The organism is Picosynechococcus sp. PCC 7002 (assembly GCF_963860125.1).
Classification (GTDB): Bacteria; Cyanobacteriota; Cyanobacteriia; order Cyanobacteriales; family MRBY01; genus MRBY01.
Genome location: NZ_CAWLFA010000001.1, coordinates 1,199,799 through 1,219,534, shown reverse-complemented (window position 1 = coordinate 1,219,534; position 19,736 = coordinate 1,199,799). Strand labels below are relative to the sequence as shown.

Here is a 19,736-nt window from a genome sequence, read left to right as displayed (position 1 = left end):
ACTACTGCTCCCATTAGACTGAATTTCGCCTATTTTGAGCCCAGCTATTACAAAAGTCTTACATATTTTCCGAATCTCGAAGTGAATCGAGGTCAGGGGCTTCATTTTTGAAGATGAGTACACGGCGGGCAAAGGGAATTTCGATCTGTTCGCGGTCGAAGGCTTCTTTGATTAACTTCCGCAGGAGACGCTGCACCGGTAGATGTTTTCCTGGTTTCACCTTGGTAACCGTGCGGATGGTGAGTTCAGATTCGGCAAAGTTATCGAGGCCATCAATGCGGGTCGGTTCGAGCACATCAGGGTGTAAGCCTTGAATTTGGTGGCCCACATCCCCTAGAACCTGATACACATGGTCTAAATCTGAGTCGTAAGCGACCCCAACATAAACCACCGAATACACATAATCTTTGGAGTAATTCACAATGGTCTTGATGTCGCCATTGCGGATGATATGTAGCCGTCCCCCTGTATCGCGGATGCGTGTGACCCGCAGATCCATTTCTTCGACAAGGCCTGTGGCATTATCCGTTTCGACAAAATCACCGACAAGGTAGTAATTTTGCAACAAAATGGAAAAGCCATTGACGAGGTCATTGATTAAATTTTGCGCCCCAAGCCCCACTGCTAAACCCAAGATCCCGGCCCCGGCGAGGATCGGTGTCGGGTCAATGTCAAAGACATAGAGAATTGAAACGCCACTCACAAAATAAATGCAGTAGCGTACGGTGTTTTGCACCAGGGGGATAAAGGTTAAACGACGGCGTTGTTGGACAGGACTGAGGTTTGGCGATCGCAACAATAATTTTTCGACAATGATATTGCTCAGTTCGATCACCAGGGCCGCGATGAAAATAATCAGGATAATTTGATTCGCCGGGATCGCATAGGGGGCAATGTGATCGAGTAGGGGAAATTGGGCACAAATCACTCCGGCGATCGCCAGATAAATGCCCGTTTCTAAACAACGTTTTGTGAGGCCCAATAAATAACGAAACCGGGGGTAAAATCGCAGGGGAGACCGGGGATGTTTGGCAATAAATTCCGTTGATAAACCATCTAAAGTATCCAGCAAAGAAAACGATGCCCGCACAGCAATGATCCCAAAGCAAAGCAAAAAATAAACTTTGATCGCGAGATAAAAATATTGGGTAATGCTCGGAGGGACAAACAAAAAATTGAGGCACACCACCAGGGCCAAAATCCAAAGACCATTGGCGATCGCCAAATCAATGGCCTTAAAGAGCGTATCTAAGCTGTGGTTATTGCCTTCGATATTTTTCCAAGCTTTGAGGCGATCGCCAGCCCGTTTCAAGCGTGGCCGCAGAGAAGCGATCATTAAACTCACGAGCAACAGAAGTAAAACACTTTTTAATAAACCGAGGGCGAGCCTTTGCCACTGTTCCGGAGAGATGCCGTTAATTAAATCAAGGAGATAAAGGTAAGGGGATTTTTGTTGAAGGAATAAATAACCATTTAAGGCAGCAATGATTATGGCCCCGGTGATCTTAATGACGAAGAGGGATTTATTAAGGATTTTTTGGGTTAAATTTAGGGGATTTTGTCCTTGTTTTTCTGGCACCCATTGGGCTAGACGTTTCAGGGTCAAAATAATTAAAAATTGTCCCACAGTGATCGCGATTAAAAAGAGAATAATCTCGGCGATCACCACACCAAGATCGAGGAGGATCCCATTCATGTTTTCTGTCTTTGCACCGTTTTTGACTGAAATTCGAGATTGCGGTTAGTTCTTTTTTTTAACAATCTCGGCTTCAACTTAGCAAAAACACCATCCCATACCGCAGCCCAAAAATAAATTACAAAAAAAATTAACCTACTGTATTTACCAACGGGCAGCAACCATCATTTTTTTCCTTAACGCTCCAAAGATCAAGCTAAACCATCGCCTGCGATCGCAATGCGAGTCACGATCTAAACTTTTTTGGGGTGGTGAAAGTTCAGCCAAAAAATCACTGTGGATAGAGTCGGAGTTGTTTTCTGTGATCAAGATTCAATTTACTCCTTGCCATGGTGATTAAGCGGCTATTAGTAACGGCTTTTGGGTGAGGAAATTTGCGGGAAACAGAGGGAGATTTTGGCGTAAAACCAAGGGAAGCACCCCGATTAGGAAAGGAAAACTCTAGAATAAGAACAGTTTCTCTGTCGTTGTCCCTCCGAAATATGAAGCACTATCGTCACCTCCTTCCGAGCAAGCAGAAGCATCAGGCCAAACCTCGTTTTAAGTGGCGAGCTGGGATGGCTAATTTTCTTTTGAGCCAAGCCTTACTGTGGGGAGGGGGAACGGCGACGATCGCTCAGACAGAATCAACGGAATCGACGGAGACCTTGAACTACGGAGAGCTGCTCCAGGATATCCGACAAAACCAGGTGGATCGCTTCGTCCTTGACCCAGAAACCAATACGGCCCAGGTCACACTCCGGGGGCAAACTGAGGAAGAAGCCCAGACCATCCAGCTCCTTAACAATAACCAAGAACTCCTCGCCGCTCTCCGGGAAAATAATGTTGACTTTGAGGTGGTGCCTTCCCAGGATCATTCGGTGGCGATCGCCATTTTTACCAATCTCCTGCTTTTTGGGATTCTGATCGGGGGGCTAGTGCTGATTATCCGCCGCTCGGCCAGTATGCAAAACAATGCCATGAACTTTGGTCGTTCTAAAGCGCGCTTTCAGATGGAAGCGGAAACGGGGATCATGTTTAAGGATGTGGCTGGGGTCGAGGAAGCCAAGGAAGAACTCGCTGAAGTGGTCACCTTCTTAAAAGAACCGAATAAATTTACGGCAATTGGTGCGAAAATCCCTAGAGGAATGCTCCTCATTGGCCCACCGGGGACGGGTAAAACGCTCCTAGCAAAGGCGATCGCCGGGGAAGCGGGCGTACCGTTCTTCAGTATTTCTGGCTCGGAATTTGTGGAAATGTTTGTGGGGGTTGGCGCGTCACGGGTACGGGATCTCTTCCGCAAGGCCCAGGAAAACGCTCCCTGTCTTGTGTTTATCGATGAAATTGATGCGGTCGGTCGCCAACGGGGTGCAGGCATTGGTGGGGGAAACGATGAGCGGGAGCAGACCCTAAACCAACTACTCACAGAAATGGACGGTTTTGAAGGAAATTCTGGAATTATTGTGATCGCCGCCACCAACCGTCCTGATGTCTTGGATCAAGCTCTCCTGCGTCCCGGCCGCTTTGATCGCCAGGTGACTGTAGATTATCCAGACCGTTTGGGGCGTTTAGCAATCCTCGAAGTGCATGCCCAAGATAAAAAAGTCGCTGAGGATGTTGATCTGGAGGCGATCGCCCGGCGTACCCCTGGTTTTTCAGGGGCAGATCTAGCAAACTTACTCAACGAAGCCGCCATTTTCACCGCCCGCCGCCGCAAAGAAGCGATTACCAGCAGCGAAATCAATGACGCCATTGATCGGGTTGTAGCAGGAATGGAGGGAACAGCCCTCACCGATGGCAAAAGTAAACGTCTCATTGCCTATCACGAAGTGGGCCATGCCATTGTTGGCACCATCCTCAAAGACCACGATCCCCTCCAGAAAGTCACCATTATTCCCCGGGGCCGCGCCCAAGGCCTAACCTGGTTTACCCCCAACGAAGAACAGGGTCTGACCACCAAAGCCCAATTCCGCGCCCAAATCGCCGTGGCCCTGGGGGGACGCGCCGCCGAGGATATTGTCTTTGGCTACGATGAAATCACTTCTGGGGCCTCCCAGGATATCCAAATGCTCACGAACATTGCCCGTCAAATGGTGACAAAATTTGGGATGTCAGAACTGGGTCACTTTGCCCTAGAAACCAATCGGGGTGAAGTTTTCCTCAGAAATGATTGGTTTGGGGAGCGGCCTGAATATTCCGAGGCGATCGCCCAGCGCATTGACCTCAAGGTGCGCGAAATTATCAACGAGTGCTACGAAACTGCCAAGCAAATTATTCGGGACAATCGTCAACTTGTAGATCGTCTGGTGGATCGTCTCATCGAAGAAGAAACCATCGAAGGCGAAGACTTTAGTCGTCTCGTCAACGAAGCCCTTGGTCAAACCATCGACCTCCAAAAGACTGCTTCCGTTGCCTAAATACCATGAAAAGCTTAATCCTCTGGAGCATCAAAGGCTACCGTCGCTGGATTTCCCCCCTATTCCCCCCCAGTTGTCGCTTTCAGCCCACCTGTTCCCAATATGCCCTCGAAGCCGTGGAACGCTTTGGTGTACTCCGGGGCAGTTGGCTCGCCCTAAAGCGCCTTGGCCGCTGTCACCCGTTTCACCCTGGGGGTTATGATCCGGTGCCCCATCTTTGCCATCACGATTTAGACAACACGCCCTAGGACATTTGTTCCTTATTTCGGTTTTATCCATCGCTCACCATGACCATTACTTCCCCCGCTCATCCCCATACCGATTACAGCTGGCAATGGCACGGCTTCAATATTAACTATCGTCAGTGGGGCACCCAGGGGCTGCCCGTTCTTTTCGTCCATGGCTTTGGGGCCTCGGCCGGTCATTGGCGCAAAAATCTTCCGGTTTTAGGGGAACATTACCGCTGCTATGCCATCGACTTACTGGGCTTTGGGAAATCGGCAAAACCCCAACCGGAGGTTGAAGCGGACTACACTTTTGAAACTTGGGCCACCCAGATTAAGGCGTTCTGTGCTGAAATCATTGGTGAACCGGCTTTTCTAGTTGGTAATTCCATTGGTTGTGTCGTTGTCATGCAGGCGGCTGTGTCCTATCCCCACTGGGTGCGGGGGGTTGTGGCACTCAATTTTTCCCTGCGGCTGTTCCATGAGCGCAATCTTTTAAAAGCACCTTTTTATCAACGCTGGGGCGTTCCCCTCTTCCAAAAACTCTTGACCCAAACCCCCCTCGGTTCCTTGTTCTTTAAGCAATTGGCCCAGCCGAAAACAATCCGCAAAATTTTAGCCCAGGCCTACCGAGACAAAACAGCGATTACCGATGAGTTGGTGGAGCTGATCCTGACCCCCGCCCAGGACCCAGGGGCGGCAGCGGTTTTCCTGGCCTTTACGAGTTATTCCCAGGGGCCACTCCCGGACGACCTGCTGCCCCAGTTGCATTGCCCCACGGCAGTTTTGTGGGGAACAGCGGATCCGTGGGAACCAGTTGATCTGGGCCGTGCCCTTGTCGCCCAATATCCTCAGATTGAGTTTATTCCCCTCGATAATGTCGGCCATTGTCCCCAGGATGAAGCTCCGGCATTAGTCAACGGCTATTTACTCGATTGGTTAGGGCGACAACAGTCAGCGTAGCCTAGGGCTTTTACACTCAAATCAGTTGAAACCAGGCCCTCCATAATCGAAGGAACGGCGGATTTTGGGAGGATTTACCGTGGGGAGGGAACTCACGGTTTAATATGGTTAACTAGGCTATAGCCCGTGGGTATTCGTAAAAATTGCTAGGATACGGAGTCCAGAATTTCCATTCACAGGAGTTGCTAAGGCATACATGGTTGGTCAATTTGCAAATTTCGTCGATCTGCTCCAGTACAGAGCTAAACTTCAGGCGCGGAAAACCGTGTTTAGTTTTCTGGCTGATGGCGAAGCGGAATCTGCGGCCCTGACCTACGGAGAATTAGACCAAAAAGCCCAGGCGATCGCCGCTTTTTTGCAAGCTAACCAGGCTCAAGGGCAACGGGCATTATTACTTTATCCACCGGGTTTAGAGTTTATCGGTGCCTTTTTGGGATGTTTGTATGCTGGTGTTGTTGCGGTGCCAGCTTACCCACCACGGCCGAATAAATCCTTTGACCGCCTCCATAGCATTATCCAAGATGCCCAGGCAAAATTTGCCCTCACCACAACAGAACTTAAAGATAAAATTGCCGATCGCCTCGAAGCTTTAGAAGGTACGGATTTTCATTGTTTGGCTACAGATCAAGTTGAATTAATTTCAGGAAAAAATTGGCAAAAACCGAACATTTCCGGCACAGATCTCGCTTTTTTGCAATACACCAGTGGCTCCACGGGCGATCCTAAAGGAGTGATGGTTTCCCACCACAATTTGATCCACAACTCCGGCTTGATTAACCAAGGATTCCAGGATACAGAGGCGAGTATGGGCGTTTCCTGGTTGCCGCCCTACCATGATATGGGCTTGATCGGTGGGATTTTACAGCCCATCTATGTGGGAGCAACGCAAATTTTAATGCCTCCCGTGGCCTTTTTGCAGCGACCTTTTCGGTGGCTAAAGGCGATCAACGATTATCGGGTTTCCACCAGCGGTGCGCCGAATTTTGCCTATGATCTCTGTGCCAGCCAAATTACCCCGGAACAAATCAGAGAACTCGATTTGAGCTGTTGGCGACTGGCTTTTTCCGGGGCCGAACCGATCCGCGCTGTGACCCTCGAAAATTTTGCGAAAACCTTCGCTACAGCAGGCTTTCAAAAATCAGCATTTTATCCCTGTTATGGTATGGCTGAAACCACCCTGATCGTTTCCGGTGGTAATGGTCGTGCCCAGCTTCCCCAGGAAATTATCGTCAGCAAACAGGGCATCGAAGCAAACCAAGTTCGCCCTGCCCAAGGGACAGAAACAACGGTGACCTTGGTCGGCAGTGGTGAAGTGATTGGCGACCAAATTGTCAAAATTGTTGACCCCCAGGCTTTAACAGAATGTACCGTCGGTGAAATTGGCGAAGTATGGGTTAAGGGCGAAAGTGTTGCCCAGGGCTATTGGCAAAAGCCAGACCTCACCCAGCAACAATTCCAGGGAAACGTCGGTGCAGAAACGGGCTTTTTACGCACGGGCGATCTGGGTTTTTTGCAAGGTGGCGAACTGTATATTACGGGTCGTTTAAAGGATCTCCTGATTATCCGGGGGCGCAACCACTATCCCCAGGACATTGAATTAACCGTCGAAGTGGCCCATCCCGCTTTACGACAGGGGGCCGGAGCCGCTGTATCAGTAGACGTTAACGGGGAAGAACAGTTAGTCATTGTCCAGGAAGTTGAGCGTAAATATGCCCGCAAATTAAATGTCGCGGCAGTAGCCCAAGCTATTCGTGGGGCGATCGCCGCCGAACATCAACTGCAACCCCAGGCCATTTGTTTTATTAAACCCGGTAGCATTCCCAAAACATCCAGCGGGAAGATTCGTCGCCATGCCTGCAAAGCTGGTTTTCTAGACGGAAGCTTGGCTGTGGTTGGGGAGTGGCAACCCAGCCACCAAAAAGAAGGAAAAGGAATTGGGACACAAGCCGTTACCCCTTCTACGACAACATCAACGAATTTTCCCCTGCCTGACCAGCACCAACAGCAAATTGAAGCCTGGCTTAAGGATAATATTGCCCATCGCCTCGGCATTACGCCCCAACAATTAGACGAAACGGAACCCTTTGCAAGTTATGGGCTGGATTCAGTGCAAGCAGTACAGGTCACAGCCGACTTAGAGGATTGGCTAGGTCGAAAATTAGACCCCACTCTGGCCTACGATTATCCGACCATTCGCACCCTGGCTCAGTTTTTGGTCCAGGGTAATCAAGCGCTAGAGAAAATACCACAGGTGCCGAAAATTCAGGGCAAAGAAATTGCCGTGGTGGGTCTCAGTTGTCGTTTTCCCCAAGCTGACAACCCCGAAGCTTTTTGGGAATTATTACGTAATGGTAAAGATGGAGTTCGCCCCCTTAAAACTCGCTGGGCCACGGGAGAATGGGGTGGTTTTTTAGAAGATATTGACCAGTTTGAGCCGCAATTTTTTGGCATTTCCCCCCGGGAAGCGGAACAAATGGATCCCCAGCAACGCTTACTGTTAGAAGTAACCTGGGAAGCCTTGGAACGGGCAAATATTCCGGCAGAAAGTTTACGCCATTCCCAAACGGGGGTTTTTGTCGGCATTAGTAATAGTGATTATGCCCAGTTGCAGGTGCGGGAAAACAATCCGATCAATCCCTACATGGGGACGGGCAACGCCCACAGTATTGCTGCGAATCGTCTGTCTTATTTCCTCGATCTCCGGGGCGTTTCTCTGAGCATCGATACGGCCTGTTCCTCTTCTCTGGTGGCGGTACATCTGGCCTGTCAAAGTTTAATCAACGGCGAATCGGAGTTGGCGATCGCCGCCGGGGTGAATTTGATTTTGACCCCCGATGTGACCCAGACTTTTACCCAGGCGGGCATGATGAGTAAGACGGGCCGTTGCCAGACCTTTGATGCCGAGGCTGATGGCTATGTGCGGGGCGAAGGTTGTGGGGTCGTTCTCCTCAAACCCCTGGCCCAGGCAGAACGGGACGGGGATAATATTCTCGCGGTGATCCACGGTTCGGCGGTGAATCAAGATGGACGCAGTAACGGTTTGACGGCTCCCAACGGGCGATCGCAACAGGCCGTTATTCGCCAAGCCCTGGCCCAAGCCGGCATTACCGCCGCCGATTTAGCTTACCTAGAGGCCCACGGCACCGGCACGCCCCTGGGTGATCCCATTGAAATTAATTCCCTGAAGGCGGTTTTACAAACGGCGCAGCGGGAACAGCCCTGTGTGGTGGGTTCTGTGAAAACAAACATTGGTCACCTCGAGGCAGCGGCGGGCATCGCGGGCTTAATCAAGGTGATTTTGTCCCTAGAGCATGGAATGATTCCCCAACATTTGCATTTTAAGCAGCTCAATCCCCGCATTGATCTAGACGGTTTAGTGACCATTGCGAGCAAAGATCAGCCTTGGTCAGGCGGGTCACAAAAACGGTTTGCTGGGGTAAGTTCCTTTGGGTTTGGTGGCACCAATGCCCACGTGATTGTCGGGGACTATGCTCAACAAAAATCTCCCCTTGCTCCTCCGGCTACCCAAGACCGCCCTTGGCATTTGCTGACCCTTTCTGCTAAAAATGCCCAGGCCTTAAATGCCCTGCAAAAAAGCTATGGAGACTATCTGGCCCAACATCCCAGCGTTGACCCACGCGATCTCTGTTTGTCTGCCAATACCGGGCGATCGCCCCTCAAAGAACGTCGTTTTTTTGTCTTTAAACAAGTCGCCGATTTACAACAAACTCTCAATCAAGATTTTCTGGCCCAACCACGCCTCAGTTCCCCCGCAAAAATTGCCTTTTTGTTTACGGGGCAAGGTTCCCAATACTACGGCATGGGGCAACAACTGTACCAAACCAGCCCAGTATTTCGGCAAGTGCTGGATGAGTGCGATCGCCTCTGGCAGACCTATTCCCCCGAAGCCCCTGCCCTCACCGACCTGCTGTACGGTAACCATAACCCTGACCTCGTCCACGAAACTGTCTATACCCAGCCCCTCCTCTTTGCTGTTGAATATGCGATCGCCCAACTATGGTTAAGCTGGGGCGTGACGCCAGACTTTTGCATGGGCCATAGCGTCGGCGAATATGTCGCGGCTTGTCTGGCGGGGGTATTTTCCCTGGCAGACGGCATGAAATTAATTACGGCCCGGGGCAAACTGATGCACGCCCTACCCAGCAATGGCAGTATGGCGGCGGTCTTTGCCGATAAAACGGTCATCAAACCCTACCTATCGGAGCATTTGACCGTCGGAGCCGAAAACGGTTCCCATTTGGTGCTATCAGGAAAGACCCCCTGCCTCGAAGCCAGTATTCACAAACTCCAAAGCCAAGGGATCAAAACCAAACCCCTCAAGGTTTCCCATGCTTTCCACTCCCCTTTGATGGCTCCCATGCTGGCAGAGTTTCGGGAAATTGCTGAACAAATTACTTTCCACCCGCCGCGTATCCCGCTCATTTCCAATGTCACGGGCGGCCAGATTGAAGCGGAAATTGCCCAGGCCGACTATTGGGTTAAGCACGTTTCGCAACCCGTCAAATTTGTCCAGAGCATCCAAACCCTGGCCCAAGCGGGTGTCAATGTTTATCTCGAAATCGGCGTAAAACCAGTGCTCCTGAGTATGGGACGCCATTGCTTAGCTGAACAAGAAGCGGTTTGGTTGCCCAGTTTACGTCCCCATAGTGAGCCTTGGCCGGAAATTTTGACCAGTCTCGGCAAACTGTATGAGCAAGGGCTAAACATTGACTGGCAGACCGTGGAAGCTGGCGATCGCCGCCGGAAACTGATTCTGCCCACCTATCCCTTCCAACGGCAACGATATTGGTTTAATCAAGGCTCTTGGCAAACTGTTGAGACCGAATCTGTGAACCCAGGCCCTGACGATCTCAATGATTGGTTGTATCAGGTGGCGTGGACGCCCCTGGACACTTTGCCCCCGGCCCCTGAACCGTCGGCTAAGCTGTGGTTAATCTTGGGCGATCGCCATGATCACCAGCCCATTGAAGCCCAATTTAAAAACGCCCAGCGGGTGTATCTCGGCCAAAGCAATCATTTTCCGACGAATGCCCCCTGGGAAGTATCTGCCGATGCGTTGGATAATTTATTTACTCACGTCGGCTCCCAAAATTTAGCAGGCATCCTTTACCTGTGTCCCCCAGGGGAAGACCCAGAAGACCTAGATGAAATTCAAAAGCAAACCAGTGGCTTCGCCCTCCAACTGATCCAAACCCTGTATCAACAAAAGATCGCGGTTCCCTGCTGGTTTGTGACCCACCAGAGCCAACGGGTGCTTGAAACCGATGCTGTCACCGGATTTGCCCAAGGGGGATTATGGGGACTCGCCCAGGCGATCGCCCTCGAACATCCAGAGTTGTGGGGGGGAATTATTGATGTCGATGACAGCCTGCCAAATTTTGCCCAGATTTGCCAACAAAGACAGGTGCAGCAGTTGGCCGTGCGGCACCAAAAACTCTACGGGGCACAGCTCAAAAAGCAACCGTCACTGCCCCAGAAAAATCTCCAGATTCAACCCCAACAGACCTATCTAGTGACAGGGGGACTGGGGGCCATTGGCCGTAAAATTGCCCAATGGCTAGCCGCAGCAGGAGCAGAAAAAGTAATTCTCGTCAGCCGGCGCGCTCCGGCAGCGGATCAGCAGACGTTACCGACCAATGCGGTGGTTTATCCTTGCGATTTAGCCGACGCAGCCCAGGTGGCAAAGCTGTTTCAAACCTATCCCCACATCAAAGGAATTTTCCATGCGGCGGGTACCTTAGCTGATGGTTTGCTGCAACAACAAACTTGGCAAAAGTTCCAGACCGTCGCCGCCGCCAAAATGAAAGGGACATGGCATCTGCACCGCCATAGTCAAAAGCTCGATCTGGATTTTTTTGTGTTGTTTTCCTCTGTGGCAGGGGTGCTCGGTTCACCGGGACAGGGGAATTATGCCGCCGCAAACCGGGGCATGGCGGCGATCGCCCAATATCGACAAGCCCAAGGTTTACCCGCCCTGGCGATCCATTGGGGGCCTTGGGCCGAAGGGGGAATGGCCAACTCCCTCAGCAACCAAAATTTAGCGTGGCTGCCGCCCCCCCAGGGACTAACAATCCTCGAAAAAGTCTTGGGCGCCCAGGGGGAAATGGGGGTCTTTAAACCGGACTGGCAAAACCTGGCCAAACAGTTCCCCGAATTTGCCAAAACCCATTACTTTGCAGCCGTTATTCCCTCTGCTGAGGCTGTGCCCCCAACGGCTTCAATTTTTGACAAATTAATCAACCTAGAAGCTTCTCAGCGGGCTGACTATCTACTGGATTATCTGCGGCGGTCTGTGGCGCAAATCCTCAAGTTAGAAATTGAGCAAATTCAAAGCCACGATAGCCTGTTGGATCTGGGCATGGATTCGTTGATGATCATGGAGGCGATCGCCAGCCTCAAGCAGGATTTACAACTGATGTTGTACCCCAGGGAAATCTACGAACGGCCCAGACTTGATGTGTTGACGGCCTATCTAGCGGCGGAATTCACCAAGGCCCATGATTCTGAAGCAGCAACGGCGGCAGCAGCGATTCCCTCCCAAAGCCTTTCGGTCAAAACAAAAAAACAGTGGCAAAAACCTGACCACAAAAACCCGAATCCCATTGCCTTTATCCTCTCTAGCCCCCGGTCGGGTTCGACGTTGCTGCGGGTGATGTTAGCCGGACATCCGGGGTTATATTCGCCGCCAGAGCTGCATTTGCTCCCCTTTGAGACTATGGGCGATCGCCACCAGGAATTGGGTCTATCCCACCTCGGCGAAGGGTTACAACGGGCCTTAATGGATCTAGAAAACCTCACCCCAGAGGCAAGCCAGGCGAAGGTCAACCAATGGGTCAAAGCGAATACACCCATTGCAGACATCTATGCCTATCTCCAACGGCAGGCGGAACAACGTTTACTCATCGACAAATCTCCCAGCTACGGCAGCGATCGCCATATTCTAGACCACAGCGAAATCCTCTTTGACCAGGCCAAATATATCCATCTGGTACGCCATCCCTACGCGGTGATTGAATCCTTTACCCGACTGCGGATGGATAAACTGCTGGGGGCCGAGCAGCAGAACCCCTACGCCCTCGCGGAGTCCATTTGGCGCACCAGCAACCGCAATATTTTAGACCTGGGTCGCACGGTTGGTGCGGATCGATATCTCCAGGTGATTTACGAAGATCTCGTCCGTGACCCCCGCAAAGTTTTGACAAATATTTGTGATTTCCTGGGGGTGGACTTTGACGAAGCGCTCCTCAATCCCTACAGCGGCGATCGCCTTACCGATGGCCTCCACCAACAGTCCATGGGCGTCGGGGATCCCAATTTCCTCCAGCACAAAACCATTGATCCGGCCCTCGCCGACAAATGGCGCTCAATTACCCTGCCCGCTGCTCTCCAGCTGGATACGATCCAGTTGGCCGAAACGTTTGCTTACGATCTCCCCCAGGAACCCCAGCTAACACCCCAGACCCAATCCTTGCCCTCGATGGTGGAGCGGTTCGTGACAGTGCGCGGTTTAGAAACCTGTCTCTGTGAGTGGGGCGATCGCCACCAACCATTGGTGCTACTTCTCCACGGCATCCTCGAACAGGGGGCCTCCTGGCAACTCATCGCGCCCCAGTTGGCGGCCCAGGGCTATTGGGTTGTGGCCCCAGACCTGCGTGGTCACGGCAAATCCGCCCATGCCCAGTCCTACAGCATGCTTGATTTTTTGGCTGACGTAGATGCCCTTGCCAAACAATTAGGCGATCGCCCCTTTACCTTGGTGGGCCACTCCATGGGTTCCATCATCGGTGCCATGTATGCAGGAATTCGCCAAACCCAGGTAGAAAAGTTGATCCTCGTTGAAACCATTGTCCCCAACGACATCGACGACGCTGAAACCGGTAATCACCTGACGACCCATCTCGATTACCTCGCCGCGCCCCCCCAACACCCGATCTTCCCCAGCCTAGAAGTGGCCGCCCGTCGCCTCCGCCAAGCCACGCCCCAACTACCCAAAGACCTCTCGGCGTTCCTCACCCAGCGCAGCACCAAATCCGTCGAAAAAGGGGTGCAGTGGCGTTGGGATGCTTTCCTCCGTACCCGGGCGGGCATTGAATTCAATGGCATTAGCAGACGACGTTACCTGGCCCTGCTCAAAGATATCCAAGCGCCGATCACCCTCATCTATGGCGATCAGAGTGAATTTAACCGCCCTGCTGATCTCCAGGCGATCCAAGCGGCTCTCCCCCAGGCCCAACGTTTAACGGTTGCTGGCGGCCATAACCTCCATTTTGAGAATCCCCAGGCGATCGCCCAAATTGTTTATCAACAACTCCAGACCCCTGTACCCAAAACACAATAAAAAATATTGCAAAGTGCAGTCCGAAAACCCGTAAATATTAGATCCTAAACATCTGTGGAACCTTGACCAAGATTCCCACACAACCCCATGGGATCATCCGGACTAACCGGGATCTTCTGATTAAAATTGTTAGACCTGATATCCTGAGAACTAGACCCCTTTATAAGATCGCTCTCTAGAAACACCCATGCACCTGAGTGAAATTACCCATCCGAACCAACTCCACGGCTTGACCGTCCGTCAGTTGGAAGAGATTGCCCGGCAAATTCGCGAAAAACACCTCCAGACGATTGCCGCAAGTGGTGGCCACCTCGGCCCTGGTTTAGGGGTGGTTGAACTAACCCTCGCCCTCTACCAAACCCTTGATCTCGATCGCGACAAGGTGGTGTGGGATGTCGGTCATCAGGCTTATCCCCATAAATTGATTACCGGACGCTACAACGAATTCCACACCCTCCGGCAAAAGGATGGGGTAGCTGGCTACCTTAAGCGCAGTGAAAATGTGTTTGATCATTTTGGTGCTGGCCATGCCTCGACCAGTATTTCCGCAGCGCTAGGGATGGCATTGGCACGGGATGCCAAGGGAGAAGAGTTTAAATGTGTGGCAGTCATTGGTGATGGTGCCTTGACCGGCGGCATGGCCCTCGAAGCCATCAACCATGCGGGTCATTTACCCGATACGAATTTAATGGTGGTTCTCAATGACAATGAAATGTCTATTTCCCCGAATGTGGGAGCCATCTCGCGATACCTCAATAAAGTTCGCCTCAGTGATCCCGTTCAGTTCTTGACCGATAACCTCGAAGAACAGGTTAAGCACCTCCCGTTCCTTGGGGACTCCCTCACCCCAGAGATGGAACGGCTTAAGGACAGCATGAAACGCTTGGCTGTCTCAAAAGTTGGCGCCGTCATCGAAGAATTAGGCTTTAAATATTTTGGCCCCGTGGATGGCCACAACCTCGAAGAGCTGATCCGCACCTTTAAACAGGCCCATAAAGCCAAAGGCCCGACCCTCGTCCACGTCGCCACAGTTAAAGGCAAAGGTTATGCGATCGCCGAAAAAGATCAAGTAGGCTACCATGCCCAGAAACCCTTTGACTTGGCCACAGGCAAGGCTTTCCCCTCGAAGAAACCAACCCCACCGAGCTATTCCAAGGTCTTTGCCCATGCCCTGACCACCCTCGCAGAAAACAACCCCAAAATTGTCGGGATTACAGCGGCGATGGCCACTGGCACCGGGTTAGATAAGCTCCAACAGAGATTACCAAAACAGTACATCGACGTTGGTATCGCCGAACAACATGCCGTTACCCTAGCAGCGGGCCTCGCCTGTGAAGGAATGCGGCCAGTGGTGGCGATTTATTCGACCTTCCTGCAGCGGGCCTACGACCAAATCATCCATGATGTTTGTATTCAAAAATTACCAGTCTTTTTCTGCCTTGACCGGGCGGGTATCGTCGGTGCCGACGGGCCGACCCACCAGGGGATGTATGACATTGCCTATCTCCGCCTGATTCCCAATATTGTGTTGATGGCACCCAAGGATGAAGCTGAACTGCAACGGATGCTCGTCACGGGGATTGAATACACGGACGGGGCGATCGCCATGCGTTATCCCAGGGGGAGTGGCATTGGCGCACCGTTAATGGAAGACGGCTGGGAACCCCTGCCCATCGGTAAAGGAGAAATCCTGCGCAATGGTGATGACATTCTCCTGATCGGCTATGGTGCCATGGTGCACTCGACCCTCCAGGTGGCCGAAATTCTCAGTGAACACGGCATTAGCGCCACGGTGATCAACGCCCGTTTTGTGAAACCCCTGGATTCTGAACTCATTGCGCCCCTCGCCAAGCAAATTGGTAAAGTGGCCACCTTTGAAGAGGGTTGCTTAATGGGGGGTTTTGGGTCTGCGGTCTGTGAAGCGCTCCAGGATCATGATGTGCTTGTTCCCGTAAAACGCTTTGGCATTGGGGATGTGCTTGTGGATCATGCAACTCCAGCGGAATCAAAAGCGGCCCACGGGTTGACCCCAGCCCAGATGGCCGAATCCATTCGGGCGGCATTTTTCCAGAAAGACGCCGCCAAGACAACCACCACCGTTTAAGCAAAATTGACTGTGCTTTGACTTTGATCCCCAGTGCTCCCTCGCTGCCCTGGGGATTTTTTGATGGTGGAACCGTCACAGAAAATTGCGATCGCCAAACCGAACCCGTAAAATTTGGGAGCCTCCCTGTATTTTTGCCTATGAAACGCCGCCACCTGCTCAAATACGGAACCTTTGCTGCCTGGGGTTATGGTCTCACTGCTTGCAATCGACTCCCAGATACCGTTCGTCTGCCAGGAAGATCTGCGAAGCAAGCTAACTTAGAATCAACTCCGCCGATATTAGATCTGAGTGCCCCGGAAAAGCAAACCCTCACCCTGGGTTATGTGCCGGACTTGGCGATCGCCCCCTGGCTGATGGCCCTCACCCAAGGCTTTTTTGAGCAGTATGGCCTGGAAGTTGAGCTGTATCCCCAGGTAGATCAACAGGCCGTGGAGCAGGGGCTACTAGAATCGCGTTTTGATGCGGCGATTACCTCTTTTTCGACACCACTGATTTATCAGCTCAAAAGTCCTAGGGTTGATCTGGTCGCGTTGATGCAGATCCATCGCCACGGCGGTGTTTTTTGTGGCTGCCAACAGACCTGGGCTGATAATATTCGTTCTGGCATCGACTATGCGAATTTTGCAGAATTTGCGGCGGCCTACCGGGACTATGTGCGGGCTTTACCGGAAAAAACCTTTGGGGTAGACCACGACTACAGCACAACGGCTTATCTTTATCGCTACTGGTGGGCGGCCCTGGGTTTCCATCCAGATCGAGATTTAGAATTGGTGACTTTTGCGCCCACGGAGTTGCGTCATAAGTTGCAGGCAGGGTTGATCCAAGGCTACTGCAGCCAAGAACCTTGGGGACAAGAGGCGATCGCCACCGATTCTGGTTTTATTCAATACCTCTCAGGGGATATTTGGCAGGGCCACCCGGGGCCGGTGATTACCACCAGTGCAGGCTGGCGAGAAGAAAACCCAAATACAGCTAAGGCTCTCATTGCCGCCACCCTCCAGGGTTGCCAATATTGCCAAGACCCCACCAACGCGGCCACCATTGGCCCGCTCTTGGCCAGTAACCTTGACCTTGATCCCGCCGCCCTCACCGCCCTCTTCAGTGGCCAATATTTCTACGGGGGAGACGGCGATCGCCCTATTGCCCGGCGGGATAGTCCCATTTGGTTTGACCAAGGGCGACGGATTACGGCCCCCGACCAGGCTAATTATTGCTGGCAATCCCATGGCCTGTGGCTCCTCACCCAGATGGTTCGCTGGCAACATTTTGAGCTTCGACAATATCCCCAAAATGCCCGCGAACTGGTGGCGGCAGCCTATCCCCCGGAACCCTACGGGGCGATCGCCCCGGGATTTGGGTTACGTTTACCGCCTGAGTCTTTTAAGTCAGAGATTCACTTCATTGACCAACGGGCTTTTTTACCGAACCAAGTGGCCAGTTATCTTAACCAGTTTAAAATCCGCACCTGACCCTATTTCCCGATACAAAAACGGCTAAAGATCCGATCCAAAACCGATTCAGTCACCCCTTCGCCGGTAATTTCCCCTAGGGCCTGGATCGCACTGCGTAGATCGATTGTCCAAAAGTCCAGGGGCAACCCTTGGGCAATAGTTTCTCGTACTTGGATGAGGGCCTGTTGCGCCTGGGCCAAGGCAGCGGCTTGCCGTTGGTTGATCGCAAAATCGAGATCCGCAGCCCCCACTTTCCCCGCTTGCACCAAATTGGCGATCGCCGTTTCCAATTCATCCACACCCTGGTGCTGGGCTGCCGCTGTTTTGACGACCCCTTGCACTTGGGGCGGAATTTCAATGGCCTCCGGTTGGCCGATGTCAATTTTATTAAGGATCAGAATTAAGGGTTGATTGGCTTTTGTGGCTACAATTCGCTGAAAAATTTCTTGATCTGCCGCTGTCCATCCCACCGCCGCATCGATGGTAAACAAAATCAAATCCGCCTGCTGAGAAGCGGCAAGGGAACGGGCAACACCAATTTTTTCCACGGCATCTTCGGTATCCCGGATGCCAGCCGTATCCAATACCTGTACCGGGATACCCTGCACCACAAGCTGGGACTCCACCACATCCCGCGTTGTCCCTGGCAAATCCGTGACGATGGCGCGATCGCTGCGACTCCAGGCATTTAACAGACTCGATTTTCCCACATTGGGACGGCCCACAATCGCTACCTTTAACCCCGTGCGCAATAGTTCGCCCCGGTCAGAGGTCTGGAGAATTTGTGCCACTTTTTCGAGCACCTGGGTCAGATCCCGCTGAATTTGCGGCTCATCGAGGGGAGGTAAATCGTCTTCAAAATCAATGCGGGCTTCCACTTCCGCCAAAATATCTAAACATTGACCCCGGAGTTGTTGGATCGGTTGGGCCAGTTTCCCCTGGATGCCTGCTAGGGCCACCTGGGCCGATTGGGGGGATTTTGCCCCCACCAATTCCGCGACACTTTCGGCCTGGGTGAGATCGATGCGACCATTCAAAAAGGCGCGCAGGGTAAATTCTCCTGGCGTCGCCAACCGCGCCCCTGCCCCTAAACAAAGCTGTAGCACCTGTTGCACGGGAATAATGCCCCCGTGGCAGTGGAACTCCACCACGTCTTCAGCGGTAAAGGAACGGGGGGCCAACATCAGCAGGAGCAGCGCTTCATCGACAATCGTTTGGGTTTGGGGATGACGGACATAGCCGTACAGAATGCGGTGACTCTCCCAGGTCTGCTGGCCAGGGTCTTGAAAGAGTTGACGGGCAATGGGGAGAGCCGCTGCGCCAGATAGACGGACAATGCCAATGCTGCCTTGGTTTGGGACGACGGCACTGGCGATCGCAACAATGGTATCGCCTAGGTTCACAGTCTAAAACGGGATGTCATCGAGGTTCGGTTCCGGTTCACTGGGAGCCGGGGCAGGACTAGGAGCAGGAGCCATGGGGTTGATGGGCACCACGTTACTGGGGGTGACGGGTGAAGTCGAAGCAGAAGGGGTCATGGTCGTTCCAGGAGAGGTGGGGCCTAGACCAGCACCAATAGCTTGGATTTGCGAAATCACTAACTCTGCCTTCTTTTCCTTAAAGCCTTCGGGTCGTTCGATGGTGTTCATCGTCAGTCGTCCCGTCAAGATCACTTGATCACCGTCATGGTAATTTTGCTGGATGTCTTGGCTGAGGTTATCGCCCCAACCCACGGCCTTGAGTCGGCAGGCGGGGTCTCCCTCCCGGAGCGCCGGAAATTCGATGGTGATCTGAGCCAGGGGAGTATTGTCTGGGGTATAGCGCAGTTCTGGTTCCCCTAGGATGCGCGCCATTAATACACAACTATTCATTTCGTCTCGGTTGGCGATCGCCTAACATACGGTTCAATTGTACTTTTTTAAAGCCACGGGTTGCCGTTTAGAAGCGGAGACCTAACCCTCCTTGGAGCGCAACGGCCTTTTCATTTTTACCTTCATAGGCATCAAAGGCAAACACCGCATTGGTAAAGAGCACCGTGTTGCCATTGGGCAGTGCATAATCAAGTCCCGGTTGAATCACCAAGGTGTTTCGATCGCCGACGGGGGAAGGGTTGTTTCCGGTTGCGAAGGAATAACCAGCACCCACATAGGCATCGAGTTGCCAGGTTAGGGGCACATCATAGGAAATGGTCGGCACAATGGCGGTACTACCAGAACCGATAAAGGCTTGGGTCCGGAGGGAAATAGGTAATTTCAGAAACTTATAGCGGGCCGCCAAAACAGCACTGAGTTGTTGACCTTCGCCGTTCCAGTCGGAGGAAACGCCAACGCTCGCCCCAGCACCCACATAGCTACCATAGGCGGCCTGGGCCTGGGCTGTGGATTGGTAAATCGCGCCAGTGAGTCCTGTTAGTAAAGTCGTGGCGATCGCCAAGTGACTTAAATGCTGTCGGCCGATGCAAGCAAGGCTCATGTTTATACTCCTCAAAACCAGGGAACGGAAATTGTCCAGAATTGCTGCTATTTTAAGGTAAATTTTAG

Annotated in this window: 10 protein-coding genes; 6 read left to right on the top strand and 4 right to left on the bottom strand. The window is 52.3% G+C overall.

What is annotated here, in order from left to right; genetic code table 11:
- Positions 1-58: 58 nt before the first annotated feature.
- Positions 59-1,696: a mechanosensitive ion channel family protein gene (locus tag AACQ84_RS05990; protein ID WP_012306799.1), complete on the bottom strand. Its 1,638-nt coding sequence runs from the start codon at positions 1,694-1,696 to the stop codon at positions 59-61.
- Between the two features lie 482 nt (positions 1,697-2,178).
- Here AACQ84_RS05990 and ftsH point away from each other — a divergent pair, with 482 nt between their 5' ends.
- The 6 genes from ftsH (at position 2,179) to AACQ84_RS05960 (ending at position 17,214) form a co-directional block, all read left to right on the top strand.
- Entirely contained in the window at positions 2,179-4,092 is a 1,914-nt protein-coding gene (gene ftsH, locus AACQ84_RS05985; RefSeq protein WP_012306798.1) for an ATP-dependent zinc metalloprotease FtsH, read from the top strand.
- 5 nt (positions 4,093-4,097) lie between these two features.
- Positions 4,098-4,340, top strand: coding sequence for a membrane protein insertion efficiency factor YidD (yidD, locus tag AACQ84_RS05980; protein WP_012306797.1), 243 nt, complete (start codon positions 4,098-4,100; stop codon positions 4,338-4,340).
- Between the two features lie 39 nt (positions 4,341-4,379).
- Positions 4,380-5,279, top strand: coding sequence for an alpha/beta fold hydrolase (locus tag AACQ84_RS05975; RefSeq protein WP_012306796.1), 900 nt, complete (start codon positions 4,380-4,382; stop codon positions 5,277-5,279).
- A 196-nt stretch (positions 5,280-5,475) separates the two neighbouring features.
- Positions 5,476-13,638: a fatty-acyl-[ACP] elongase/decarboxylase Ols gene (gene ols, locus AACQ84_RS05970; protein ID WP_012306795.1), complete on the top strand. Its 8,163-nt coding sequence runs from the start codon at positions 5,476-5,478 to the stop codon at positions 13,636-13,638.
- Between the two features lie 187 nt (positions 13,639-13,825).
- Complete coding sequence (gene dxs / locus AACQ84_RS05965) at positions 13,826-15,742, top strand: 1-deoxy-D-xylulose-5-phosphate synthase (RefSeq protein WP_012306794.1); 1,917 nt, start codon at positions 13,826-13,828, stop codon at positions 15,740-15,742.
- Between the two features lie 17 nt (positions 15,743-15,759).
- Positions 15,760-17,214: a CmpA/NrtA family ABC transporter substrate-binding protein gene (locus AACQ84_RS05960; RefSeq protein ID WP_041443437.1), complete on the top strand. Its 1,455-nt coding sequence runs from the start codon at positions 15,760-15,762 to the stop codon at positions 17,212-17,214.
- Between the two features lie 2 nt (positions 17,215-17,216).
- Here the strand turns inward: AACQ84_RS05960 and mnmE are convergent, their stop codons facing one another.
- The 3 genes from mnmE to AACQ84_RS05945 form a co-directional block, all read right to left on the bottom strand.
- Complete coding sequence (gene mnmE / locus AACQ84_RS05955; protein WP_012306792.1) at positions 17,217-18,599, bottom strand: tRNA uridine-5-carboxymethylaminomethyl(34) synthesis GTPase MnmE; 1,383 nt, start codon at positions 18,597-18,599, stop codon at positions 17,217-17,219.
- A gap of 3 nt (positions 18,600-18,602) precedes the next feature.
- Complete coding sequence (locus AACQ84_RS05950; protein ID WP_041443436.1) at positions 18,603-19,067, bottom strand: single-stranded DNA-binding protein; 465 nt, start codon at positions 19,065-19,067, stop codon at positions 18,603-18,605.
- A 67-nt stretch (positions 19,068-19,134) separates the two neighbouring features.
- Positions 19,135-19,668: a hypothetical protein gene (locus AACQ84_RS05945; protein ID WP_012306790.1), complete on the bottom strand. Its 534-nt coding sequence runs from the start codon at positions 19,666-19,668 to the stop codon at positions 19,135-19,137.
- Between the last annotated feature and the right edge of the window lie 68 nt (positions 19,669-19,736).